This is a genomic window from Ruegeria sp. YTSC325 (genome assembly GCF_059609525.1).
In genome coordinates this window covers 1-24,736 of sequence record NZ_JBXWLY010000002.1, presented here as the reverse complement: position 1 = coordinate 24,736, position 24,736 = coordinate 1, and the positions used below count along the sequence as shown (strand labels likewise).

General features: G+C 59.4%; 25 protein-coding genes. 6 read left to right on the top strand and 19 right to left on the bottom strand.

Features of this window, described 5'->3' with window-relative positions:
- The 11 genes from AC2FF7_RS02915 to AC2FF7_RS02865 all read right to left on the bottom strand — a co-directional run bounded on the left by AC2FF7_RS02915 (position 1) and on the right by AC2FF7_RS02865 (position 9,593).
- The gene (locus AC2FF7_RS02915; RefSeq protein WP_480869323.1) at positions 1-177 is read right to left on the bottom strand and encodes a hypothetical protein; all 177 of its coding nucleotides are present in this window, start codon (positions 175-177) and stop codon (positions 1-3) included.
- Between the two features lie 5 nt (positions 178-182).
- Positions 183-782 carry an NADH-quinone oxidoreductase subunit C gene (locus AC2FF7_RS02910; RefSeq protein ID WP_496905170.1) on the bottom strand — a complete coding sequence of 200 codons (600 nt, stop codon included), beginning with the start codon at positions 780-782 and terminating at the stop codon, positions 183-185.
- A 12-nt stretch (positions 783-794) separates the two neighbouring features.
- Positions 795-1,328 carry a NuoB/complex I 20 kDa subunit family protein gene (locus tag AC2FF7_RS02905; RefSeq protein ID WP_037307875.1) on the bottom strand — a complete coding sequence of 178 codons (534 nt, stop codon included), beginning with the start codon at positions 1,326-1,328 and terminating at the stop codon, positions 795-797.
- Entirely contained in the window at positions 1,319-1,684 is a 366-nt protein-coding gene (locus AC2FF7_RS02900; protein ID WP_050602775.1) for an NADH-quinone oxidoreductase subunit A, read from the bottom strand. The genes AC2FF7_RS02905 and AC2FF7_RS02900 overlap by 10 nt, the downstream gene beginning before the upstream one ends.
- Positions 1,685-1,872: 188 nt before the next feature.
- Positions 1,873-2,661 (bottom strand): crotonase/enoyl-CoA hydratase family protein, encoded by a 789-nt coding sequence (locus tag AC2FF7_RS02895; RefSeq protein WP_496905169.1) that lies wholly within the window; start codon positions 2,659-2,661, stop codon positions 1,873-1,875.
- Between the two features lie 3 nt (positions 2,662-2,664).
- Positions 2,665-3,519 (bottom strand): hydroxymethylglutaryl-CoA lyase, encoded by an 855-nt coding sequence (locus AC2FF7_RS02890; protein WP_496905168.1) that lies wholly within the window; start codon positions 3,517-3,519, stop codon positions 2,665-2,667.
- A gap of 59 nt (positions 3,520-3,578) precedes the next feature.
- Positions 3,579-5,507: an acetyl/propionyl/methylcrotonyl-CoA carboxylase subunit alpha gene (locus tag AC2FF7_RS02885; RefSeq protein WP_496905167.1), complete on the bottom strand. Its 1,929-nt coding sequence runs from the start codon at positions 5,505-5,507 to the stop codon at positions 3,579-3,581.
- Between the two features lie 3 nt (positions 5,508-5,510).
- On the bottom strand, positions 5,511-5,933 hold the full coding sequence (locus AC2FF7_RS02880; protein ID WP_480869331.1) for an ASCH domain-containing protein: 423 nt from the start codon (positions 5,931-5,933) through the stop codon (positions 5,511-5,513).
- A gap of 1 nt (position 5,934) precedes the next feature.
- On the bottom strand, positions 5,935-7,539 hold the full coding sequence (locus AC2FF7_RS02875; RefSeq protein WP_496905166.1) for a carboxyl transferase domain-containing protein: 1,605 nt from the start codon (positions 7,537-7,539) through the stop codon (positions 5,935-5,937).
- Between the two features lie 106 nt (positions 7,540-7,645).
- Positions 7,646-8,071 (bottom strand): hypothetical protein, encoded by a 426-nt coding sequence (locus tag AC2FF7_RS02870; RefSeq protein ID WP_480869336.1) that lies wholly within the window; start codon positions 8,069-8,071, stop codon positions 7,646-7,648.
- The gene (locus AC2FF7_RS02865) at positions 8,061-9,593 is read right to left on the bottom strand and encodes an AMP-binding protein (protein ID WP_496905165.1); all 1,533 of its coding nucleotides are present in this window, start codon (positions 9,591-9,593) and stop codon (positions 8,061-8,063) included. The genes AC2FF7_RS02870 and AC2FF7_RS02865 overlap by 11 nt, the downstream gene beginning before the upstream one ends.
- 136 nt (positions 9,594-9,729) lie before the next feature.
- Between AC2FF7_RS02865 and AC2FF7_RS02860 the strand changes: the two genes are divergently transcribed.
- Positions 9,730-10,338, top strand: coding sequence for an OmpW/AlkL family protein (locus AC2FF7_RS02860; RefSeq protein ID WP_353393421.1), 609 nt, complete (start codon positions 9,730-9,732; stop codon positions 10,336-10,338).
- 51 nt (positions 10,339-10,389) lie between these two features.
- Here the strand turns inward: AC2FF7_RS02860 and AC2FF7_RS02855 are convergent, their stop codons facing one another.
- The 3 genes from AC2FF7_RS02855 to AC2FF7_RS02845 form a co-directional block, all read right to left on the bottom strand.
- Positions 10,390-11,553, bottom strand: a complete 1,164-nt coding sequence (locus AC2FF7_RS02855; RefSeq protein WP_480869340.1) for an isovaleryl-CoA dehydrogenase — start codon at positions 11,551-11,553, stop codon at positions 10,390-10,392.
- A gap of 156 nt (positions 11,554-11,709) precedes the next feature.
- Positions 11,710-12,900, bottom strand: coding sequence for a DegT/DnrJ/EryC1/StrS family aminotransferase (locus AC2FF7_RS02850; RefSeq protein WP_496905164.1), 1,191 nt, complete (start codon positions 12,898-12,900; stop codon positions 11,710-11,712).
- Positions 12,901-12,939: 39 nt separating this feature from the next.
- Complete coding sequence (locus tag AC2FF7_RS02845) at positions 12,940-13,611, bottom strand: HAD-IA family hydrolase (protein ID WP_170352600.1); 672 nt, start codon at positions 13,609-13,611, stop codon at positions 12,940-12,942.
- A 134-nt stretch (positions 13,612-13,745) separates the two neighbouring features.
- Here AC2FF7_RS02845 and glmU point away from each other — a divergent pair, with 134 nt between their 5' ends.
- From glmU to AC2FF7_RS02830, 3 genes are read left to right on the top strand one after another with little or no spacing between them, the layout of a single operon-like run.
- The gene (gene glmU / locus AC2FF7_RS02840) at positions 13,746-15,098 is read left to right on the top strand and encodes a bifunctional UDP-N-acetylglucosamine diphosphorylase/glucosamine-1-phosphate N-acetyltransferase GlmU (RefSeq protein ID WP_480869344.1); all 1,353 of its coding nucleotides are present in this window, start codon (positions 13,746-13,748) and stop codon (positions 15,096-15,098) included.
- Between the two features lie 3 nt (positions 15,099-15,101).
- The gene (gene glmS / locus AC2FF7_RS02835) at positions 15,102-16,922 is read left to right on the top strand and encodes a glutamine--fructose-6-phosphate transaminase (isomerizing) (protein ID WP_480869346.1); all 1,821 of its coding nucleotides are present in this window, start codon (positions 15,102-15,104) and stop codon (positions 16,920-16,922) included.
- Positions 16,922-17,611: a DNA alkylation repair protein gene (locus AC2FF7_RS02830; protein ID WP_496905297.1), complete on the top strand. Its 690-nt coding sequence runs from the start codon at positions 16,922-16,924 to the stop codon at positions 17,609-17,611. The genes glmS and AC2FF7_RS02830 overlap by 1 nt, the downstream gene beginning before the upstream one ends.
- Here the strand turns inward: AC2FF7_RS02830 and AC2FF7_RS02825 are convergent.
- Positions 17,599-18,033: a hypothetical protein gene (locus AC2FF7_RS02825; protein WP_496848558.1), complete on the bottom strand. Its 435-nt coding sequence runs from the start codon at positions 18,031-18,033 to the stop codon at positions 17,599-17,601. The genes AC2FF7_RS02830 and AC2FF7_RS02825 overlap by 13 nt on opposite strands.
- Before the next feature lie 90 nt (positions 18,034-18,123).
- Between AC2FF7_RS02825 and moaA the strand changes: the two genes are divergently transcribed.
- On the top strand, positions 18,124-19,131 hold the full coding sequence (gene moaA, locus AC2FF7_RS02820; protein WP_480869350.1) for a GTP 3',8-cyclase MoaA: 1,008 nt from the start codon (positions 18,124-18,126) through the stop codon (positions 19,129-19,131).
- A 1-nt stretch (position 19,132) separates the two neighbouring features.
- On the top strand, positions 19,133-20,455 hold the full coding sequence (locus AC2FF7_RS02815; protein WP_496905163.1) for a 3-deoxy-D-manno-octulosonic acid transferase: 1,323 nt from the start codon (positions 19,133-19,135) through the stop codon (positions 20,453-20,455).
- 48 nt (positions 20,456-20,503) lie between these two features.
- Here the strand turns inward: AC2FF7_RS02815 and AC2FF7_RS02810 are convergent, their stop codons facing one another.
- The 4 genes from AC2FF7_RS02810 to AC2FF7_RS02795 form a co-directional block, all read right to left on the bottom strand.
- Positions 20,504-21,667, bottom strand: coding sequence for a M20 aminoacylase family protein (locus AC2FF7_RS02810; protein WP_496905162.1), 1,164 nt, complete (start codon positions 21,665-21,667; stop codon positions 20,504-20,506).
- Positions 21,668-21,681: 14 nt separating this feature from the next.
- Complete coding sequence (locus AC2FF7_RS02805) at positions 21,682-22,830, bottom strand: MFS transporter (protein ID WP_480869356.1); 1,149 nt, start codon at positions 22,828-22,830, stop codon at positions 21,682-21,684.
- Between the two features lie 66 nt (positions 22,831-22,896).
- The gene (locus AC2FF7_RS02800; protein ID WP_170752204.1) at positions 22,897-24,174 is read right to left on the bottom strand and encodes a DUF3422 family protein; all 1,278 of its coding nucleotides are present in this window, start codon (positions 24,172-24,174) and stop codon (positions 22,897-22,899) included.
- A gap of 107 nt (positions 24,175-24,281) precedes the next feature.
- Entirely contained in the window at positions 24,282-24,638 is a 357-nt protein-coding gene (locus tag AC2FF7_RS02795) for a VOC family protein (RefSeq protein WP_480869358.1), read from the bottom strand.
- Between the last annotated feature and the right edge of the window lie 98 nt (positions 24,639-24,736).

Sequence of the window (24,736 nt, the reverse complement as noted above, 5' to 3'; positions counted from 1 at the left end):
TCAGCGTCGCTCCATCTCTTGCAGCTTCATGGCCATCATCCACAACAGGACAATCACAGCCGGAGAGATAATGCAGGCAAACGCCCAGTTCTTGTTGATCCCGAAATGCGGCAGCAGCTTGATCATCGGTACGACCGTTGCGACCACCAGAATTATCCAGATCAGGAACTCGAGCATGACGGTTACTCCTGTTTTTCATCCCCCGGCAGAATGTAATTCGCACCTTCCCATGGGGACATGAAATCGAACTGCCGGTATTCCTGTACCAAGCTCACCGGCTCATAAACGACGCGCTTTTCGGCCTCGTCATAACGAACCTCGGTATAGCCCGTTGTCGGGAAATCCTTGCGCAGCGGATAGCCGCGGAAACCGTAGTCGGTCAGGATGCGCCGCAGATCGGGGTGACCCGAGAATAAGATGCCGAACATGTCGAACACCTCACGTTCGAACCAGTTGGCCGAGGGGTGAACATCGACGATCGAAGGCACCATGTCTTCCTCGCGGATCGACACCCGCAGGCGGATCCGCTGATTCTGGTACATGGACAGGAAGTGGTAAACCACATCGAACCGCTTGGCGCGCTCCGGGTAATCGACGCCGGTGATATCGACCAGAGACGAGAACTTGCAATTCGGGTCGAACTTCAGGAATTCGACGAATTCAACCAGGTTCGACGGGGCCACATCCACGTTCAGTTCGCCATGAGTCACGTCCCAGGACAAAACGCAATCAGTGCGCTTGAGTTCCAGCTGTGCGCCGAGTTCTTTGAGTGCTTCGCTCATTCACCCTCTCCTTCAGCGCACAATCGTGCCGGTGCGGCGGATTTTGCGTTGCAACTGCATCAGGCCATAAAGCAACGCCTCAGCGGTCGGAGGACAGCCAGGCACGTAGATATCCACCGGAACGATGCGGTCGCAACCGCGCACGACAGAATAGGAATAGTGGTAGTACCCGCCCCCATTGGCGCAGGACCCCATCGAGATCACATAACGCGGCTCGGGCATCTGATCGTAAACTTTGCGCAGCGCCGGGGCCATCTTGTTGGTCAGCGTCCCGGCCACGATCATCACGTCCGACTGACGTGGGGACGCACGCGGCGCGATGCCGAACCGTTCCGCATCGTAGCGCGGCATCGAGGTGTGCATCATCTCAACAGCACAACAGGCCAGACCGAATGTCATCCAGTGCAACGATCCGGTGCGCGCCCAGTTGATAATGTCCTCGGTCGAGGTCAGCAGGAAACCTTTGTCCTGCAACTCGGCATTCAGGGCCTGGGTGGCGACTTCTTTATCGACGCCGGCGGTGTTTGCACCCGTCATCACTCCCATTCCAAGGCCCCTTTCTTCCATTCATAGGCAAAGCCAATGGTCAGAACGCCCAGGAACACCATCATGGACCAGAAGCCCACATCGCTGATGTCTTTAAAGCCCACGGCCCATGGGAAAAGGAACGCGATTTCCAGATCGAAGATGATGAAAAGAATCGAGACCAGATAGAACCGGACATCAAACTTCATCCGCGCATCGTCAAAGGCGTTGAAGCCACATTCATATGCGCTGACCTTTTCGGGGTCGGGATTGCGGACAGCCAGAACCACAGCGGCCAGAATCAGGACGATTCCAAGGCCCACGGCAACGGCCAGAAACACCAGAATCGGGAGGTACTCCCGCAGCAGGTCTTCCACGTAAAGCTCCTTTCCTGCGCATGCCCCCAAAGGGTGCGCCGTCAATTGGCGTGTTGACTGGACATTCTCTATCCCTGCCGGGTCAGAGGGTCAACCGAACACAAACGCGCAGGGCGTGAAATATCTGCTTGCCATCAAAGGTTATTCCGGAAGAGTGATTCCTATCACCATGGCACGACGGCTATTGTCTAATCCTTACTAATCCAGGTTGGTTTTCGTTTCTCGAAAAAGGCGGCGATTCCCTCTTTGGCCTCGTGGGTTTCCCAACGGCCAACCAAAGCGCGGATCGTCTGGTCGATTACCGTGTCATCTATTCTTGGCCCCAAATCACGTACCAATCCCTTGGCCGAAGCGACAGCACCCGGCGCGCAGGACAAATAGGGGGTCACTTCGGCTTCGACCGCCTCGGGCAAATCGACGGCTGCAACCACTTTCGCCAACAAACCAAGCTCAACCGCCTCACTGGCATCGAAAAGGCGTGCAGACATAAAAACCCGCCGCGACCGTGCCTCGCCCATGCGCGCGATGACATACGGACCAATCGTGGCCGGGATCAGCCCAAGCCGCGTTTCGGTCAGCCCCATGGTCAATGTGTCGACCCCGATGGCCACATCACAGACCGCGGCCAGCCCAACACCGCCCCCGAACGCATTGCCCTGCAGCGCCCCGATCAGAGGTTTCGGCAGTGTATTCAGCGCCTGCAGCATCTCGGCCAGCTTGCGCGCCTCGGTGAACCGCGTTTCGGGGGCGGCTGCCATCTGATCCTGCATCCAGCCCAGATCACCACCGGCACAAAAGCTCTTGCCCGCGCCAGTCAGGACCACAACCCGCACCGAGTCGTCCGCCCCCAACTGCCCTGCCGCTTGCGTCAGTTCGGAGATCATCTGCGCCGACATGGCATTATGCTTGCCGGGGCGGTTCAGCGTCAGAGTGGCAACACCGCGCGTATCATTCGTAACCGAAATCGTTTCGAACATCGTTTATTCCGCTCGCATGGCGCGCGCCATCTGGGCGGCCTCTTCCACGATCGCGACATCAATGCCCGTCTGATATCCTAGCCGATCAAGATGGGCGACTACAGATTCAGTGGCGACATTCCCTGCCGCCCCCGGCGCATAAGGGCACCCTCCCAGACCGCCGACCGCCGAATCGAATGTCCGCACACCAAGCGCCAGAGCTGCGTCGATATTGTCGATGGCACGTCCCGTGGTGTCATGAAAATGCCCCGACAAACGCGTCACAGGCACCCGTTCGCGCACGGCCAAAAGCATATGAGCGATTGTGTCAGGCGTCCCCTGCCCGATCGTGTCGCCCAGCGAGATCTCATAGCAGCCCAGCGCGAACAATGTGTCGGCCACCTCGGCCACCTTTTCGGGCGAGGTCGGACCGTCATAGGGGCAGTCGGTCACGCAGGACACATAGCCCCGCACCGGCAGGTCGATACGGCGCGCGGCCTCCAGTATGGGTGTGAAGCGTTCAATGGATTCCGCAATCGTCGCGTTGATATTGGCCTTCGAGAACCCCTCGGACGCCGAGGCAAACACTGCAATCTCATCGGCTTTGGCGGCCAGCGCGTCCTCGTACCCGCGCATATTCGGTGTCAGCGCAGCATAGCGGATACCATCGGCCCGGCTGATCCCGGCCAGCACCTCGGCACTGCCTGCCATCTGCGGCACCCATTTGGGCGAGACAAAGCTGGCCACCTCGATCCGGTTGAACCCGGCTCGGCTCAGGCAATCGACCAGAGCGACTTTTTCCGCAACTGGGATTTCCCGCTGCTCGTTCTGCAGCCCGTCGCGCGGCCCCACTTCGAATATCTCGACCCGATCGCCCATCTTACTCCTCCGCTAAGCTGTTGATCCAACTGTGCCACGGCTGAGGCGGCAGGAACAGATCATTCCTCCTCCAGCCGGACCAGTGCGGCCCCGGCCTCGACCTGAGCGCCCGCCTCTACCAGCACTTCGGCCACGACGCCATCGCGGGCTGCCAGCAACGAATGCTCCATCTTCATAGCCTCAAGGATGGCCAACCGGTCGCCCTCGGCCACAGCCTGCCCAGACTGCGCAAAGACCGCCTTGACCAGACCGGGCATCGGGGCCTCGATCACATTGGTATTGCCAATGGCGCTGGTATCGCGGTCCAGCGGGTCGATCATCTCGAACACCTGGCCATAACCCTCGAATACCGTGATCTTGGAAACAGCGACCGAAACGCGCGGCATAGCTGCACCGCCGATAGTCCAGTCGCCCGCGCTACGTTCGGCCAGAATCGTCTCGTTGCCGATGTGCCAGACCTGCCGGTTCGGACCTTCGACCTGCACATCCAAATCAATCACATCAGCCGCCATAAGCTGAACGGCACGGTGCAGAGGCGCCCAAAGCGAGAACCCAGCCTCCTCAGATGTGTCCACCAAACCCGCAGCGGTCATGGCCGCCGCAACTGCAGCACGCGTTGAGGTTGCCGAGGTCTGAACCAACCCATCCAGATCACGCCCGATCAGCCCGGTATCCACATCACCCGACGCGAACCCTTGATGGCGCGTCAGCGCGCCAAGAAAGGCAAGGTTGGTTACAGTGCCCGCGACCTCGGTCTGACGCAACGCACGGTGTAACTGTTCCAGCGCAATGTCGCGCGTAGGGCCGTGGACGATGACCTTGGCAATCATAGGGTCATACCAAGGACTGATCGTATCCCCTGCCCTCACACCGCTGTCGGCCCGGCAGAGCGCCGGGAAGTGCAGATGCGTCAACGTCCCTGTCGCAGGCAGAAAGCCTTTGGGCACGTCCTCGGCATACAGCCGCGCCTCGAATGCGTGACCCGATATAGAAAGGTCACCCTGCTGTTTCGGCAGCGTCTCGCCCGCCGCCACGCGCAACTGCCATTCCACCAGATCAACCCCGGTAATCGCCTCGGTCACAGGATGTTCCACCTGCAGGCGCGTGTTCATCTCCATGAACCAGAACCGATCCGGCCGCAGCCCGTCCGAGGCATCAACGATGAATTCAACCGTACCCGCGCCCTTATAGCCAATCGCCTCGGCGGCGCGTACACCGGCCTGCCCCATCGCTTCGCGCATTTCAGCCGTCATACCGGGTGCCGGAGCCTCTTCGATCACCTTCTGGTGCCGCCGCTGCAACGAGCAATCGCGTTCGAACAGATGAACCGCATGGGTGCCGTCGCCGAAAACCTGCACCTCGATATGGCGCGGTTTGGAGACGAATTTCTCGACCAGAACGGCGTCGTTGCCAAAAGCGGTGCGCGCCTCGCCACGCGCGCTGTCCAGCGCTTCTGAAAAATCTTCGGCACGTTCAACCAGCCGCATGCCCTTGCCGCCGCCGCCCGCGACCGCCTTGATCAGCACCGGATAGCTGATGGTTTCTGCGGCGGCTGCCAAATGCTCGGCATCCTGATTGTCGCCATGATAGCCCGGCACGACGGGCACGCCCGCCTGTTCCATCAAGACTTTGGCAGCATCCTTGAGGCCCATCTTGTGGATCGCATCCGCCGATGGCCCGATGAAGGTCAGCCCAGCCGCCTCAACCGCATCGACGAAATCGGGGTTCTCGGACAGAAACCCGTATCCCGGATGGATCGCCTGCGCTCCAGTGTCGAGCGCCGCCTGAATGATCGTGTCGCCCTTCAGATAACTCTCCGCCGGAGCCGCGCCACCGATATGCACAGCCTCATCCGCCATCTGCACATGCTTGGCCGAGGCGTCCACATCAGAATAAACCGCGACGCAGGCCACACCCATCTTCTGAGCTGTCGCGATCACCCGGCAAGCAATCTCACCTCGGTTGGCAATCAGGATTTTGTTGAACATGACTTACCCCTCAACCGTCAGATCTTCGACCAACCGGAATCGCTCACAGAGCAACTCCATTTCCGGCTCGAACCCGCCATTTCGTTCAAAGTACCGGCGGTGATCTGCGCGCCACCCCTCAAGCGTCTCATTCTCGCCTTCGGCCAAAGCAAATTCCTCGGTCACATCGCAATAGCGGCAGATCGAAACTTCGACCGTTTCGATCACCAGCGCCGGTCGGTCGTCCCATTCCAAAGCGATGTCCCTGCGCCCTACAACCGGCGTGTCCGCACTGTCCTCGGGGTAATCCCGCAACGCGCCGCAGGTCGCGGTTTTCTTTCCTGCGCGCACCAACGCCAACAACTCGGCGCTCAGCGTTGCGTTGTCTCCAAACTTGAAGGTCTGCGCACCGGGGTAGCGGGATTTCAGTTTTTCCAGATCGACCATTTTACATCCTGAACACGCCAAAGCGTGTCTCCTCGATCGGAGCGTTCAACGCCGCACTCAGCGACAAGGCCAACACATCGCGCGATTTGCGCGGGTCGATGATGCCGTCATCCCAAAGCCGCGCCGAGGCATAAAGCGGATGCGATTGCTCTTCGAACATGTCCAAGGTCGGGCGTTTGAATTCGGCCTCTTCCTCGGTCGACCATGTGCCGCCCTGCCGCTCGATCCCATCGCGCTTGACGGTGGCCAGAACGCCCGCAGCCTGCTCCCCGCCCATCACGGAAATCCGGGAATTCGGCCAGGTCCACAGAAAACGCGGCTGATACGCCCGCCCTGCCATGCCGTAGTTCCCCGCGCCGAACGAGCCTCCCACCAACATTGTGACCTTCGGCACCGAGGTCGTCGCCACCGCCGTCACCATCTTGGCCCCGTGCCGCGCGATGCCCTCGTTCTCGTATTTGCGGCCGACCATAAACCCGGTAATGTTCTGCAGGAACACCAGCGGGATGCGACGCTGAGAACACAGCTCGACAAAATGCGCGCCCTTCTGCGCCGCCTCGGAAAACAGCACGCCGTTATTGGAGATGATCCCAACCGGGCAGCCTTTAACATGAGCAAAGCCGGTTACCAGCGTTTCCCCGAAGCGCGGCTTGAACTCATCGAAGCGCGAGCCATCGACCAGCCGCGCAATCACCTCGCGGATATCATAGGGCGTGCGCAGATCGGCAGGCACAACCCCGAGGATTTCCTCTGGGTCATAGGCCGGGTCCTCAGGGTTGGCCCAATCCACCGTCTGCGGTTTGCGCAGGTTCAGCGACCCTACGGCTCGGCGCGCCAAAGCCAGTGCATGCGCATCATCCTCGGCCAGATAGTCCGCCACGCCGGACAGACGCGTATGTACGTCACCACCGCCCAGATCCTCGGCGCTGACCACCTCGCCCGTTGCGGCCTTGACCAGAGGCGGACCGGCCAGAAAGATCGTGCCCTGTTCCTTGACGATGATCGTCACATCCGACATCGCGGGCACATAAGCCCCGCCTGCCGTGCACGACCCCATCACCACCGCGATCTGAGCAATCCCCTTGGCGCTCATCCGCGCCTGATTATAGAAGATGCGGCCAAAGTGGTCGCGGTCCGGGAAAACCTCATCCTGATTGGGCAGGTTCGCACCGCCACTATCGACCAGATAGATGCAGGGCAGATGGTTTTCCTCGGCAATCTCCTGTGCCCGCAGGTGTTTCTTGACGCTCATTGGATAGTAGGTGCCGCCCTTCACGGTGGCGTCGTTGCACACCACCATGACCTCGCGCCCCTGCACCCGGCCAATACCCGCGATCACCCCGGCACAGGGCGCGGCATCGCCATACATCCCATGCGCAGCCGTCGCGCCGATTTCCAGAAACGGAGACCCCGCGTCCAGCAGGTTCGCCACCCTGCGCCGGGGGAGCATCTTGCCCCGGGATTCATGCCGCGCGCGGGATTTCTCACCGCCGCCCATGCGGGCGGCCTCGGCAGCTGTTGAGATTTGCGCGAGGGCGTCGAGGTGGGCCGCGCGGTTTGCCTTGAAGCCCTCAGAGGCGGGCATGGTTTTGGACGTGAGTTTCATTGATCCTCCTGAGGTGCAGCGGGCACAAAGGTCCTAGATATCAGGCTACTTCTAAGTTTCTCGCCGAAGGACAAGAGATGAACGGCGACCTGATCAGCGAAAGCTCTCATTCGATGGCCTCTACTTTAAGCAATTTGCACGTCATCGCGGCTGCTGCGTAAGCGAACAGGATAATCAACAATAAGAAGCCGAGGAAATTCGGTTCAACGCCTCCTCTCGCTTCGTGAAAATAGCTGGTTGCGCCAAACTGTGAGAAAAAAACCGCGCCAACACCACCACCGAACACAAACATGAAAACGCTTAGAATTAGAACAAAGTTGTAACGGCGCCCTCTCTCAAACTGCAAAATAGTGTTACATGATGGGCATGCCGCCCCTTCCTTTTTGCCCAAGCGTTTGCTTCGGCGGAGAGCTTTGAACAACATATTCTGTGAAATTTTGGCAGCGCATACGGGACACTTAGTCATGTAAGGATGCCGAATAGCTTGCCAGATCAGCCAATTCAGACGGTTTGGAAAAGTATCAGCAGCCACTTTCAACCTCCCTCGCCGCCCGCACCTTCAATTCCTTCCGGATTACCTTCCCCGTCACCGTCATCGGCAACTCCTCCAAAAACGCCACCTCGCGTGGGTAGGAATATTGCGCCAGCCGCTCCTTGACCCACGCCTGCAACTCTGCGCCCGACGCTTCGACCCCCGGTTTCAACACCACATAGGCCTTCACGATCTCGGTCCGTAGCTTGTCGGGTTTGCCGACCACACCCACCGTCGCCACCGCCGGATGGGTCAGCAGGCAGTCCTCGATCTCAGCGGGGCCGATCCGGTATCCGGCTGAAGTGATCACGTCGTCATCGCGCCCCACGAAGCGTAGGTACTCGCCCTCCCACACGCCACGGTCGCCGGTGATCAGCCAGTCGCCGCGGAATTTCTGCGCGGTCTCCTCGGGTCGTTTCCAATATTCCAACAGCATCGAAGCCGAGCCACGCCGGATGGCCACGTCGCCCTCGTCATCGGTCGGATGGCCATCCTCGTCGATCACCGCTACCTCATGCCCCGACACCGGTTTACCAATACAACCGGGGCGCACCGGGAAATCCTCGGCGCAAGAAGACACGACCATGTTGCATTCGGTCTGGCCGTAGAATTCGTTGATCGTCAAACCGAACGCCTGCTGCCCCCAGGCCAACATTTCGGCCCCCAGAGGCTCACCGCCCGAGGCGACCGAGCGCAGGCCGGGGATGGCCTGATCCGCCGCTTTCAGCATCCGCAGCGCGGTGGGCGGAAAGAACACGTTGCGCACGCCGCCACGCGCGACCACATCGGCACAGGCCTCGGGCGTGAACTTCTCAAGCCGCGCGGCGACCACGGGGATGCCTAGCGCCAGACCGGGCATCAGCACATCAAACAATCCCCCGATCCAAGCCCAGTCAGCGGGGGTCCACAGGCAGTCACCGTCGCGCAGGTGGTTGTGACTGATCGAGACGCCCGGTAGATGCCCCGTCAGTACCCGATGCCCGTGCAGCGCGCCCTTGGGGCTGCCAGTGGTGCCCGAGGTATAGATCAGCACGGCAGGGTCTTCGGGGCCGGTATCAGCAAAGGGCAGTGGCTCGTTTGATGGCGCAATCTGATCCACCAGAATGGGCCGCGCCAGATTGGCCAGCAGCGCCGCACCCTCCTCATCCGTCAGCACGATCTGCACGCCCGAGTCGCCAATGCGCGAGGCCAACGCGTCCTGCTGGAACAGTTTGAACAAAGGCACGGATATCGCGCCCAGCTTCCAAATCGCTAGATGTGCCGCTGCGCACCAAGGGGATTGGCTTAGCAGAACCCCTATGCGATCGCCGGGCTGTACCTGCTGCGCAAGAACCCGGGCCAAACCATCCGTCATTTGTCGCAGCACCCCAAAACTGACACCCTGGCCTTCTGCGGCGGTGAGGTCGATGATTGCTGTTTGGTCGTCGGGTTGCGACAAGCATTGCAACGCCATGTTGAGGCGCTGAGGCACGTCCCACCCCCCTTCTGTCAGCAACCCAGGTATGCGCTCAGCGGGACGCATATTCATCATCCTTTGTTTTCAACGAAGTTACCCGGCGTCGCGAATTTTCGCGGGTCACAGAAATTTGACACAGATCAGAGTTTGCGCCCCGAAAGGCGGGCAAGAACGCCTCATCAACAAATTCAAAGGCTGTAAAATGACCAAAAAACTCGCCGCTTTGACCCTCTCCACTGCGCTTGTCGCGCTGGCCGCCCCCGCATTTGCCCAGAACCAGGGTGACTGGACCGTTGGTATCGGTGCCGGGTATCTGAACCCGAAATCCGACAACGGCACACTGGCCGGGCTGGATGCCGACATCGATTCCGACGTCAGCGCCATCTTCACTGTCGAGTACTTCATCCGTGACAATCTGGGCATCGAATTGCTCGCCGCAACGCCGTTCAACCACAACATCGCGCTTGGCGGCACCGATCTGGCCAGCACCAAACACCTGCCGCCCACCCTGTCGCTGAACTACCACTTCGACACCGGCAGTGCGTGGAAACCCTATGTTGGTGCGGGTCTGAACTATACCATCTTCTTTGACGAGAAGACGCCGCTGGGCAATGGCGACCTCGACATCGACAACTCGTTCGGCGTCTCGCTGCAGGCCGGTATCGACTATCAGATCACCGAGAAAGGCGCCGTGCGCCTGAACGTGCGCTGGTTCGACATCGACTCGGACGTCAAACTGGATGGCGTCGACATTGGCGAAGCCGAAATCGATCCCTGGCTGGTTGGCGTATCCTACGTCCATCGCTTCTGATCCTTCAATTCCAACGCCCTGCAATCACCCGGATTGCGGGGCGTTTTTCTATCAGAGCATTTCGTTCATCATTTCCCGCCCGATCAGCATCCGACGGATTTCGCTGGTTCCCGCACCAATCTCCATCAGCTTCGCGTCACGGAATATCCGGCTGACCGCTGAATCCGACAGGAACCCGGCCCCTCCCATCGCCTGAACAGCCTGATGCGCCTGCGTCATCGCCTGCTCTGACGCGTAAAGACAGCACGCCGCAGCATCCTGACGAGTCACGTCACCCCGGTCACAGGCCTTGGCAACCTCGTACACATAGGCCCGCGCAGAGTTCATCGCGGTGTACATGTCGGCGATTTTGCCCTGCATCAACTGAAAGCTGCCGATGGGTTTGCCGAACTGTTTGCGCTCGGCCAGGTACGGCATGATTTCATCCAGACAGGCCGCGATGATCCCGGTTCCGATCCCGGCTAGAACCACGCGTTCATAATCCAGACCGGACATCAAAACGGCAACACCCTTGCCCTCTTCGCCCAACACGTTTTCGAAAGGCACCTCGACATTTTCGAAGATCAACTCAGCCGTGTTCGATCCGCGCATCCCCAGCTTGTCGAAATGGGGAGACGTCGAGAACCCCGTCATTTCCTTCTCGATCAGAAAGGCGGTAATCCCCTTCGATCCGGCTTCGGGGTCCGTCTTTGCATAGACGACCAAAGTATCTGCATCCGGCCCGTTGGTGATCCAGTATTTGCTGCCATTCAGCCGGTAGTGATCGTTGCGCTTTTCCGCGCGCAGCTTCATCGACACCACATCCGATCCGGCACCCGCCTCGGACATGGCAAGCGCCCCCACATGCTGGCCGGAAACCAGACGTGGCAGGTATTTCGCCTTTTGTTCATCGGTTCCGTTCAGCTTGATCTGATTGACGCACAGATTCGAATGCGCCCCGTAGGACAACGAAACAGAGGCCGACGCCCGCGCTACCTCTTCAACGGCGACGGTATGCGCCAGATAGGACATCCCCACCCCGCCATATTCCTCAGGCACCGTAATTCCCAGCAGCCCCAGATCACCCATCTCTCGCCATAGCGCATTTGGGAAGGCATTCGTGGCGTCAATCTCGGCGGCCATCGGCTTGACCCGCTCCTGAGCCCAGCGATGCACCGATTCCCGAAGGGCGTTTACATCCTCGCCCAGGTCAAACTGCATGGTGGCCGTGAACATCTGCGATTTCCTCCCCTCGCATTAATGAACGGTTGTTCAAATAACTATCAGCGAATCCTTTCAGCGTCAACGACGGCCACACACAAACACAGCGCCGACCCGTCAGGGCGGCGCTGTGTTTACATAGAGCGTGCGCTGCAGGCGCACTCGATTGGATTAAGACTGATAGACCGCACCGACCTCGGCCCGGATGATCCGCGCGATCAGGCGGCAATCCTCCAGCGAGAACGTCAGCGGCACCCGCATATCCATGATCCCGGCCAAAACCCGGTCGCTGGCGGGCAATGGCGCGCTGTCCGCATAGCGCCAACTGTCATAGCGCGAGGTAAACCCGGTGGGCTCGGCTCCGCCGAACCACTTCAATTCGACCCCGCGCGCGGCGCAGCGGCGGATCACCTCGGCAATACGCTCGGGCGACCAGTCCAGCAGCAGGAACTGAATGGACGAGCCGACATAGGTCTCACCTTCGGGCCGTTCGACAATCGTCAGGCCCGGTGTGTCGCGCAGTCCGGCCTCGATCTCGGCATAGCGTTCGTTCCAGCGCGAAACTTGCCGGTCCAGATCGCGTAGCTGAGGCCGCAGGATCGCCGCCCGCAGGTTATCCATCCGCCCGGAAACGTTGGGAGTGGTATATTTGATCCGCTCGAACACTTCCGGCCCCGGCGCGGCCAGATGACGTTCATAGAGCATATAGGATCCCGACAGCATCGTGGCCTTGGCCGCCAGTTCCTCATCATCGGTGACCAGCAAGCCGCCCTCACCCGAGTTCACATGCTTGTAGGTCTGGCAGGAATAGCATCCGATGGCCCCCTGCCGCCCAGACAATTGCCCGCGCCACGCTGCCCCCATCGTATGGGCGCAGTCCTCGATCACGATCACTCCAGCGGCGTCGCACATCTGCATTAGCCGGTCCATGTCACACAGATGCCCGCGCATATGGCTGAGCATCAGCACTCGCGCCTGATCCAGCTTGGCTTCAAGATCGTCCAGATCAATCACCAACCCTTCGGTCACGCCCACGAACACCGGACGCGCCCCGACCGAGGCGATTGACCCCGGCACCGGCGCCAGCGTGAAAGCATTGGTCAGCACCGGATCGCCCGGCTGCACGCCGACTGCGCGCAGGGCGGTGGCCAGCGCATATCCGCCCGAGGATACCGCCAGACAGTATTTCGCCCCCATCTGCGCCGCGAATTCCTGCTCCAGCAGCGCGGTTTCACCCAGTTCTCCGGGCACCACGTTATATCGGTGCAACCGCCCATGGCGCAGTACAGCGAGCGCGGCCTCGACCGCCTCTTCGGGGATGGATTCCTGCTGGGTGAAGCTGCCAGTGAATATCTCGGTCATGGCTCTGTTCTGGTCCTCACGCCCGCTTGGGTCAAGAGACTAAGCCGCCGCACCGATCAACCCCTCGACCACGCGGGGCAGATCATCGAAATGATGCAGCAACGCCTCGGGCTCCAGCGCGGCCATATCGTCACCAGAAGGGCCGAATGTAACCAGAACCGAAGGCACGCCCGCCGCCTTTGCCGTATTCCGGTCGGTATCGGAGTCGCCGATCAGAACACACAGGTCTGGATGGCCACCTGCCCGCCGCGCTGCCTCACGCAACGGTTCGGGGTCGGGTTTGCGCACAGGCAACGTATCCGCCCCGACCAGAGCGGCGAACTGATCCCGCACTCCCATCTGTGACAGCAACTGATGCGCCAGCGCCTCGGGCTTGTTGGTGCAGATGCCCACGCCGTAACCGGCCGCTTTCAGCGCCTCGACCGCGTCCAACGCGCCGGGATAGAAGGTGGTGTGGGTGTCGATGGCCTGCGCATAGGCCTCCAGCAACATCGGGTAATAGTCCGAAATGGTCTGCTCTTCGAATGCTCCAACGCGCTTCAACCCGTGGGTCAACATCATCCGGCCACCCCGCAGCGCGACGCCCGCGTCCTGCCCGTGGATCAGCACGTCGCCATGGCCCATATGACGAAAGCAATGGTTCGCGGCCTCTAGCAGATCGCCGGATGTATCCGCCAAAGTTCCATCCAGATCGAAGATTACGGTACGCATAAAGCCTCCTGCCTCGGCGGGTTTTCGCCACGTCGTGTTGCAAACGGCAATCTAGTTTGATGCCCGAACCGCTTGCGCCTTTGCACCCAGCGGATAAAACGGTCGCCAACAAAACACAAAGAGAAAACGAATTCATGAGCACCGCCCTTGTCATCCTTGCCGCCGGAAAAGGCACCCGGATGAATTCGGATATCCCCAAAGTTCTGCATCCCATCGCGCAAACCCCGATGCTGGTCCATGCCATGCGTGCCGGGGCCGTGCTGTCGCCCGAACGCACCGTGATCGTCACCGGCCATGGGTCCGAGGCCGTCGCCAAAGTCGCCACAGCCGAGGATGAGACCGCGCAGATCGCCGAGCAGGAAGAGCAGTTGGGCACCGCCCATGCCGTCGCCCAGGCCCGCCCCGCGCTGGAGGGGTTCGAAGGCGACGTGGTTATCCTTTACGGTGACACGCCGTTTCTGCAGCCCGACACGCTGGAACGGATGATCGAGGCACGCGCACAGAATGATTTGGTCATTCTGGGGTTCGAGGCCGCCGATCCCGCTCGCTACGGCCGCCTTGTCATGCAGGGCGACACGCTGGAACGGATCGTTGAATACAAGGATGCCTCGGATGAGGAACGCGCGATAAGCTTCTGCAATTCTGGACTTTTGGCCTGTGACGCGCAGACGTTGTTTTCGCTGATTGACGCGGTGGGCAATGACAACGCGTCCGAGGAATACTACCTGACCGACGTGGTCGAGATCGCCCGCAGCCGGGATCTGAAAGTCACCGCCGTTGCCTGTGACGAGGCGCAGACGCTGGGTGTGAATTCACGTGCGGATCTGGCGGCCGCCGATGATGTCTTCCAAGTTCGTGCCCGCGCTGAGCTTCTGGATCTGGGCGTCACGCTGATGGCCCCCGAAGCCGTTTATCTGGCCGCCGATACGATCATTGGGCGGGACACGGTGATCGAGCCCAACGTGGTCTTCGGCCCCGGCGTAACCGTCGAAAGTGGCGCGACGATCCGCGCGTTTTCGCATCTGGAAGGCTGCCATGTCAGCCGCGGAGCTATCGTCGGCCCCTACGCCCGCCTGCGCCCCGGCGCGGAACTGGCCGAGAACACACACATCGGAAATTTCGTCGAAATCAAGAATGCCGAGATCGCCGAAGGGGCTAAGGTCAATCATCTTAGCTATATCGGGGATGCCTCCGTTGGCGCCGCAACAAATATCGGAGCGGGTACGATCACCTGTAACTATGACGGGGTGATGAAGCACAAGACGACGATTGGTGAGAATGTCTTCATCGGATCAAACACCATGCTGGTTGCCCCAGTGACCGTGGGTGACGGGGCGATGACGGCGACCGGCACGGTGGTCACGCGCAACGTGGAACCAGACGCACTAGCCGTGGCGCGCGCCAAGCAGGACAACAAACCCGGCTATGCACGCAAACTTTTTGAAATGCTCAAGGCGAAGAAGGCTCGCCGCGATAAAGGAGCCTGACCCATGTGTGGTATCGTAGGCGTATTGGGCGAACACGAGGTCGCCCCCATTCTGGTCGAGGCGCTGAAGCGCCTTGAATATCGCGGTTATGACAGCGCCGGGATTGCGACCGTGAACAACGGCGCGTTGGGACGCAGACGGGCCGTGGGCAAGCTGGTGAACCTCAGCGATTTGCTGGTACATGACCCCTTGCCCGGTAAATCGGGTATCGGCCATACCCGCTGGGCCACCCATGGCGTGCCCTCGGTCACGAATGCGCACCCGCATCAGGCGGGCCCCGTGGCCGTGGTTCATAACGGAATCGTGGAAAACTACCGCGAATTAAGGGCCGAACTGGCAGAACATGGCGTCGATTTCGTCACCGAAACCGACACCGAAACCGTCGCCCTCATGGCCGAGCATTTCCTGAATACGGGCCTGTCGCCGGTTGACGCCGCATTCAAAACCATCGACCGCCTACAGGGTGCCTTTGCACTGGCATTCCTGTTTGATGGGCAAGATGACCTGATCGTCGCGGCGCGAAAGGGCTCGCCGCTGGCCATCGGGCACGGGGATGGCGAGATGTTTGTAGGTTCGGACGCCATCGCGCTGGCCCCGCTGACCGACCGTATCACCTATCTTGAAGAGGGTGACCGCGCCGTGCTGACCCGCACCTCGCTGGAGATCCGCAACGAAGCCGGTGAATTGGTCAATCGTGAGCTCCGCCAGATCAAGATCGACCAATCCCGCGCCGATAAGGGCGGGCACAAGCATTTCATGGCCAAAGAAATTGCCGAGCAACCCGTCGTTGTGGCCGAGGCGATCCGATCCTATCTGCGCACCGGCGGGGACGAGATCACCCTGCCCGGCGATCTGGACTTCACCAAGCTGGACCGTCTGACCATGGTCGCCTGCGGCACCGCTTTCTACGCCTGCCTGACCGCGAAATACTGGTTTGAACAACTGGCGCAAATCCCTGTCGAGGTCGATATCGCCAGCGAGTTCCGCTATCGCGAACCGCCCATTCCCGGTCGCACAGCAGCGCTGTTCGTCAGCCAGTCGGGCGAAACCGCCGACACGCTGGCCGCGTTGCGCTATTGCGAGGGCAAGGCCGACAAGATCGTCTCGGTGGTCAATGTTCCCGAAAGCTCGATCGCGCGGGAAAGCGATATTGCTCTGCCGATCCATGCGGGGGTTGAGATCGGCGTCGCCTCGACCAAAGCCTTCACCTGCCAGCTGAGCGTGTTGCTGATGCTGGCGCTGAAAGCGGCCGCTGATCGCGGCACTCTGACTCCCGAGGAACTGACCGATCACGCCGCCGCCTTGCGTGGCCTACCATCTGTGCTGAACACTGCGCTGGAGCAAAACGATGCCATTCGCGCCGCTGCCCAACGCCTGTCCGAGGCGCGCGACGTTCTGTTTCTGGGTCGCGGCCTAATGTTCCCATTGGCAATGGAAGGCGCACTGAAACTGAAAGAAATCAGCTATATACACGCCGAAGGTTATGCATCAGGTGAGCTGAAACATGGGCCCATCGCCTTGATCGACAAGCATATGCCTGTGGTGGTGATGGCCCCGCGCGATGCGGTTTTCGACAAGACGGTGTCGAACATGCAAGAGGTCATGGCGCGCAAAGGTAAAGTCATCCTCGTTTCCGACGATGACGGCATCGCCGAGGCCAAGGACGGGGTGCAAAGCACCATTCGAATGCCGCATATCCACCCGAGCCTTGCGCCCATCCTCTATTCGGTTCCGGCGCAACTACTGGCCTATCACACAGCCGTGGCAAAGGGGACGGATGTGGACCAGCCGCGCAATCTGGCGAAGTCCGTCACCGTCGAATGATGCAAGCCGCCACATATCTGGACCAGATCAAAACATTTTCGGACACTGAGCGCGCGCAGCAGGCCGCCGCCTATCACAAGGCGGACCGTCCCTATCTGGGCGTGCCCAATCCGGTTCTGAATGATTTGACCAAAAGCTGGCGACAAGAACTGGTTGTGTCGGATCGCGTCGCTCTGGCAGATGCGCTTTGGCAGACGAATATTCACGAAGCCCGTATTGCTGCCGCGAAATTACTTACACAAGCGCGCATCCGATCAGACGACGCGGTTTGGGACTTGCTGCAAAGCTGGTTGCCCGACTTCGACGCATGGGCGATCGCCGATCATGCTTGCATGGCGATGCAAAAACGCCTTTCCGCAGAGCCATCCCGGCTGGATCAGGTCGAAGCATGGACGACCTCCGAGCATATGTGGACGCGCCGCGCGGTTTTGGTGGCCACTTTGCCATGGACCAAGCAAAACCACCCCAAAGTCGATGATCTGCACCGCCGCGACCGCATTTTGAAATGGGCCGCAGGCTATGTCCCGGATCGGGAGTGGTTCATACAAAAGGCAATCGCATGGTGGTTGCGTGATCTGTCGAAACACGATGCACCCAGGGTCGTTGCCTTTCTGGACGCGCACGGAGAAGCAATGAAGCCCTTTGCCCGTCGCGAAGCGGGGAAATACCTCAGGGGTCAGTTGGAATAGACTTCCAACTCGACTAATTCGTCAAACGGCAGCAACAAAGCTCGCATGGCATCCAGAGACAACTGGCTGCCCCCACCTTCCGGTCCCGGTGAGGGAACCAGAGTGATGTAGGCTTGCGCCCCGGTGCGTGGAACGACCACCCGTCCGGTAAACTCGGTATCGACCAGAGGTGTGCGCAACCACCGGCCCGGCGTAGTCGGATCGCCTAAACTGGCAATGGTCGTTTTCGCCCCAAGCCATCCAGCGGCAGTCGCGGGCAAAGGCTCGTCGTCGGCTGCTGCCTCTTCGACTTGGGTTTCATCTGCCGAAACGGGTTCAGGCTGGGCAGTGGCATCGCCACGCTTCAACAAACGATCGGACGTCGACCGAACCGTCTCGCATCCTGCCAGGAAAACACAGAAAACCAAAAGCGCATATTTCATCCCTGAACCCTATCGTCCTGCGCGCATCTGCACCAGCGCAAAGCGCAGTTCGCCCTTGCCGCAGGCCCTGCGCCGCTTTAGTTAAGAACCATGACAGCTCCACTTATCGACCCGTTCGCTCGTGCCATCACTTACCTCCGCGTTTCCGTCACGGATCGCTGTGATTTCCGCTGCGTATACTGCATGTCCGAGGACATGAAATTCCTACCCAAAAAAGACCTGCTCACGCTCGAGGAATTGGACCGCATGTGTTCGACCTTCGTGAACATGGGGGTTGAAAAATTGCGCATCACCGGGGGTGAGCCGCTTGTACGCCGCAACATCATGACGTTTTTCAACGCCATGACCCGCCATCTGGATAGCGGAGCGCTGAAGGAGCTGACCCTGACCACAAATGGCTCGCAGCTGCATCGCTTTTCGGAAGACCTCTATGCTGCGGGCGTGCGCCGGGTGAATATCTCGTTGGATACGCTGGACGAAGACAAGTTCGCGCAGATCACTCGCTGGGGACGCCTCAAACAGGTGCTGAACGGCATTGATGCCGCGCAAAAGGCCGGGCTGCGGATCAAGATCAACGCTGTGGCCCTGAAGGGCTTCAACGAGGAAGAACTGCCGACCATTACAAAATGGTGCGCCGAGCGCGATATGGACCTGACATGGATTGAGGTCATGCCGATGGGCGATATCGGCAACGAAGACCGCCTGGATCAGTACTGGTCCCTGAAAGACGTGCGCAAGGAATACGAAAACCACTATACCGTGACTGATCTTGCCGAACGCACCGGCGGACCCGCTCGCTATGTGCGGCTGGAAGAAACGGATCAAAAAATCGGCTTTATCACGCCCATGTCGCATAACTTCTGCGAAAGCTGCAACCGCGTGCGCCTGACCTGTACCGGCGAGCTGTTTATGTGCCTTGGACAAGAAGATATGGCGGACCTGCGCGGCGCTTTGCGTGACCATCCGGACACCGAGCAACCACTTGAAGAGGCGATCCGCACAGCGATCAACCTCAAACCCAAAGGGCACGACTTCGACTACTCCCGCCAGGCGGTGGACGGCAAGATGAGCCGCCACATGAGCCATACCGGCGGCTGACGTGCCTGCCCCTGTTGACCGACCGACACTGCTCTACCACCTGTATTGCAGCCTGACAGCAATTGCGGCACCGTTTGTCTGGCGGGCAGTTCGCAAAAAGCTGCTTGCTGCTGACGTTCCAACACTTCGTCAGCATGAACGCCTAGGCCATGCCAGCCAGCGACGGCCAAGGGGGCAACTCATTTGGTTCCACGCCGCAAGTGTGGGTGAGACTTTGTCGGTCATCAGCCTCATAAAACGCTTAGGCGAACGACTGCCAAGCGCCGAGTTTCTGATCACTTCGGGCACGCCAACTTCGGCTTCGTTGATTGAAAAGCGGATGCCGCCCCGCACGCGTCACCAATACCCCCCGCTTGACGCCGGCGGCCCAGTGAAGCGTTTTCTTAACCATTGGCGCCCCGATGCTGGCATCTTTGTCGAAAGCGAGATCTGGCCACAACTGATAATCGAGGCTGGAAAACGCGAAACCCCACTGGCCCTTCTGAATGCGCGTCTTTCAGACAAATCAGTAGCAGGTTGGAAAAAGCGGCCTAAAACAGCGCGATTCATTCTGAATCACTTCCGCCTTTTCCTGACCCAGAATGATCGGACTGCGCAAAACCTGATCCAGATGGGCGCGCCGGAAACACACGTGCAACCCGGAACCAACCTCAAAGCGATGTCCGACCCGCTGCCGGTAGATCAAGCAACCCTGGGCGATATGAAAACCCAGATCGCTGACCGCCCCGTCTGGATTGCCAGCTCCACCCATGCCGGCGAAGAAGAGACCGTTCTGGCCGCCCATGCCGAATTGTTGAAACACTGGCCCGATCTGCTTCTGCTGCTGATTCCCCGCCATCCCGAACGCCGCGGCGACGTTGCTGAGCTGATCGACCAGGCCGGACAAAAAGCCGCCTTTCGGTCCGCTAATGACCAAATCACCCCCGAAACTCAGGTCTATGTGGCCGACACGCTGGGCGAAACCGGCACATGGTACGCGCTCTGCCCCATCGTCTTTCTGGGCGGCTCGCTGCGCGAGATCGGAGGCCACAACCCGTTCGAACCCGCACAGGCGGGCGCTGCCGTGATCACCGGCCCTGGCTATTTCAACTTCGCGGAAACCTTCGCCCCCCTGATCGAAACCGGCGGCGCTATACAGGTCCAGTCCGCACCCGACCTGACCGCAGCCGTCACCGAATGGCTGTCCGATCCGACTGCGCTGACCACTGCCCGCAAGGCCGCGCAATCCTGCGTCAACACCCAGAAAAATGCGCTGAGCGCTATCGTTGACACTCTCTGCGATCAACTTGAACTGGGCGCGCAGGATCCCTCTTCATCTGACTAAAAATATCTCGGGGAGCGCGAGGGGCTGGCCCCTCGCTGCCGCAAACGGTCAAGCCGATGGCATCCTCTGTTCAACGATTTCTGCCCACCAGCTGCATCCGGCTGGGATCGCCTCGTCATTGAAGTTGTATTCCGGGTGGTGCACCGCAGCAGTGTCGCCGTTGCCCACCAAAATATACGCCCCCGGACGCTCTTCCAGCATGAAGGCGAAGTCTTCTCCGCCCATAATCAAGGGTGCGTCATCGCAGTCGCCAGAAACCGACCGTGCGACCTCGGCAGCAAAATCCGTCTGCTCATCACTGTTAACCATCACCGGATATCCCCGGTAATAGGTCACATCTACAGCCCCGCCAAAGGTCGCAGCGACCCCGTTACAAATCTCGCCAATCCGTTTTTCCGCCAGATCGCGCATGTCAGCACTCATCGTGCGCACTGTACCGCGCAGTTTGACCGTTTGCGGGATCACGTTGAAGGCGGTCGAAGAAGTTTCAAACGAGGTAACCGACACCACCACCTGATCAACCGGATCTGCATTGCGCGCCGCAATCGTCTGCAGCGTCAAGACCGCCTGCGCGGCCATAACAGTCGTGTCCACGGTCTCATGCGGTTTAGCTGCGTGGCCACCCTTGCCTTCAAAAACGATATCGAACTGATCCGTCGCAGCAAAAAACGCGCCCGGGCGAATGGAGAAGCTGCCCACAGGGCGGCCGGGCCAGTTGTGCATCCCATAGACCTCTTGAATGCCCCAACGGTCCATCATCCCGTCTTCGCACATCTCGCGACCGCCGCCGCCGCCTTCTTCAGCGGGCTGGAAGATCACCACGACAGTACCATCGAAATTGCGCGTTTCGGACAGGTATTTGGCCGCGCCCAACAGCATCGCCGTATGTCCATCATGACCACAAGCATGCATTGCGCCCTCGGTCTTCGAGGCATAGTCAAGCCCAGTTGCCTCAAGGATCGGCAAAGCGTCCATGTCAGCGCGCAACCCGATGACCTTGCCCTTGGTATCCGCTTTGCCCTTGATCACACCGACAACACCGGTCCGGCCGATCCCAGTCACAACCTCATCGCACCCGAATTCAGCCAGTTTTTCAGCGACCAATGCACTGGTCCGATGAGTTTCGAACAGGATCTCAGGATGCTGGTGGATATCCCGCCGCCATTCGGTGATTTCACTTTGCAATTCGGCGAAGCGGTTTTTGATCGGCATGTGTTTCTCCCGGTTCAGTTATTTATTGTGCTGGCGGGACGCAAGGCCCCTGACAACAAGACGATCAGCACCGCCAGCGGTAGCAGAGCAGTAAACGCCAGACGCAATGTAAGCATCTCTGCCAAAAACCCAATAAGCGGAGGGCCAATGAGCAACCCGCCATAGCCCAGCGTTGCCACACTTGCGATGGCTTGCCCGGGCGGCACGTCAGGGTCGTTGGCTGCTCGACTGAAAGCCAATGGCATGATCACCGCATATCCAATCCCCATCAAGGCGAATCCAGACAGCGCTATTGCAGCCTCGGAGGCGGTCACAACTCCTAGCACCCCTAGTGCCGCGCATATCCCGCCAAATCGAGCTGTAGCGGCTGGACCAAAACGTGAAATGACGACCCCTCCGGCCAGACGAAAGGCGACCATCGTCACCGAGAACACGGCGTATCCCAAGGCTGCAACACTTTCGGTAGCGCCTGTCACATCCCGTAGGAATATCGCGCTCCAATCCGCCACTGCTCCCTCGCCCAATGCGCCACACAACGCCGTAAAGCCGACCAGAACCAATGCCCCTGATGGCAGCGCAAAGACCTTACCACTTGAGCTTTCGGTACGACGTGACGTCCAACGCACCATGGACAACGCCAAAGCCAACCCCACAACAACACCCCCCGCCAATAGGAAGTGTTGCATAACCGTCAACTCAAGTTGAACCGCTCCGTAGCCACTGAGCGCACCAAGACCTGCGCCCAGACTCCACATCGCGTGAAACGAAGACATCACAGGTTTGTCGTAAGCCTGCTCGACCTCGGCGGCCCAGGCGTTCATGGCGACATCCATCGACCCGTGAAACGCGCCGAAGACAAACAGAAATGCCGCCAGTGACCAGAACCCGTTCGCAAAGGCCAACAGGATCAGCGACAGCGTATACAAAACGGCAATCACCCTCGTGATTGCCACTGCACCGAACCTGTCGGTCAGTCGGCCTGTCACGGGAAAGGAACACACCGCCCCCGCAGCCATGAATAACAGGCCAAGCCCCAATGCCTCATGCGTGAGGTCCAGCCGGTCCCGCACGGCAGGAATACGAGAGGCCCAGATGCCAAACAAAGCACCGTTCAGAATGAACATGGCGGCAACGGCCCGCCAAGCGGTTACGATGCCAATCACGCAATCCCCTTTCCGCAGTTCAACCCCGCCAGTACTACAGGCGTGGGGCGGATTGGCAATCGGCGACTATTCCAACCGCTTGCGGATCCTTCGCACAGCCACCCAGACTGCCAGAACAACTGGAACGGTCACTGCAGCTGTCAGCATCCCCTTGCTGATCCCGGCCTTGGTCAATGGGTACAAAAGATAGCTGGCCAGAGACACGGCATAATAACTGATGGCAACAACCGACAAGCCCTCGACCGTGTGTTGTAACCGCAGGGCCAGATCGGCGCGGCGGTCCATGCTTTCCAGCAACGCCTGATTCTGCGCGCTTCGTTCGACATCCACACGGGTTCGCAACAACTCTCCTGCACGAATGGCCCGATCGGACAGAGCTTGCAGACGACGTTCCGTGGACTTAACCGTACGCATTGCGGGATCGTAGCGACGCATCATGAAATCGGCAAAGCTCTGGCGGCCCTCGAACCGTTCCTCGCGCAAAACCTCGATCCGCTGGTTTACAATGGCTTCATATGCCCCAGTCGCACCAAACCGAAACGAACATTGCGCCGAAAGAGTTTCAAGCTGGGTCGAGGTGTGCAGCAGATCGGGCAACAACTCATCCGGATGGGCTGAGTTGTCTGTCATTTGCCGCATCAACCTTGTCAGTTTCCCGTCCAGTTCGCCAATGCGAGGCGTCAGTTCCTTGACCCGGGCAAATCCCAACATCGACATTGCCTTGTAGGTCTCGATCTCACACATACGCTGAATGATGCGCCCTATCCTGCGTTGACCCGTACCTTTCGAGATAAACAACGCGAATCTCATATGCCCGGCTGGATCGATGCGAAAATCGCTGGCGCAAATGGCGGTATTGTCCAGCATACGAGATACCGCAAGGCTCTCGGGCTCGAACCAATCCGCCAAAGCAGATTTCACCGTACCATCATCCGCACGGTCAATCACACGGATCATCGCCGACGTCACACGCTGACCGGGGCTGGCGGCCAGCCAGTCCTGCGGGAATACTTCAAAATCAGCGGGGTTAAACGGGCGGTCACTGACATTCTGCGTGATCGCAGTATAGGTGACAAATTCCGTGTGCTGCTCCCACTTCAGCCAATGACGGCCGATTTGCCCGGCAAAATGCGTAGCAGCGGGCTGCGGGTGCTGTGCACCGTGGCGGTCCAGCAAATTCACAAGATGCGCCATATCCTCTTGGCGATCCCGCCCGACAGCGACTTCCGATTTCTTGATCGCCAGAAACGCGACCGTGCACGGACTGTTCGCCACAGGAAATGGTCGGGCGTGCAGCTCATTGGCCAATGCGTATCGCAGTGGATGGTCGTCAATCGGTGTCATATAGGGCTCCGTCTCATCCGACGCACTATACGACACAATTTTCCAACATCAATTATCTTTTTATTTCATATACTTACGTGAATGCAATGGTATACACTTGACCTATCTCATTGATTTGGTTGCCACAGCTCGATGGGATTACCTTCAGGATCGTGGATCCGGACAAAAAGCCCCACCTCACTGTTCCATTCCGGGTTGGTTTCAACTGCGATTCCCGCGCCCTCCAACTGGGCCGTCATTGCGGCCAGATCATTGACCCTAAAGTTGATCATCCACTGTTGCTCAAGCCTGCCAAAATACTCGGTTTCCTGCGCGAATGGCGCAAAAACAGTAAAGCCTTCACGCTGTTTCCACGGCAGAGGGTTAAGCTGGTTTACGCCCAGATGCTTTTCGTACCATGCGGCCAAAGCTTTGGGGTTTTCGGCACGAAAAAACACACCGCCAATTCCGTTTACAGTCTCCATAGGGCACCTCCTGCTGTTCAACCTACCGCGAAACGCGGAAAGGCGCCCGTTTGGGCGCCTTTTTTTGTGTTTTATGTGCCTTGGATCAGTCGATCATG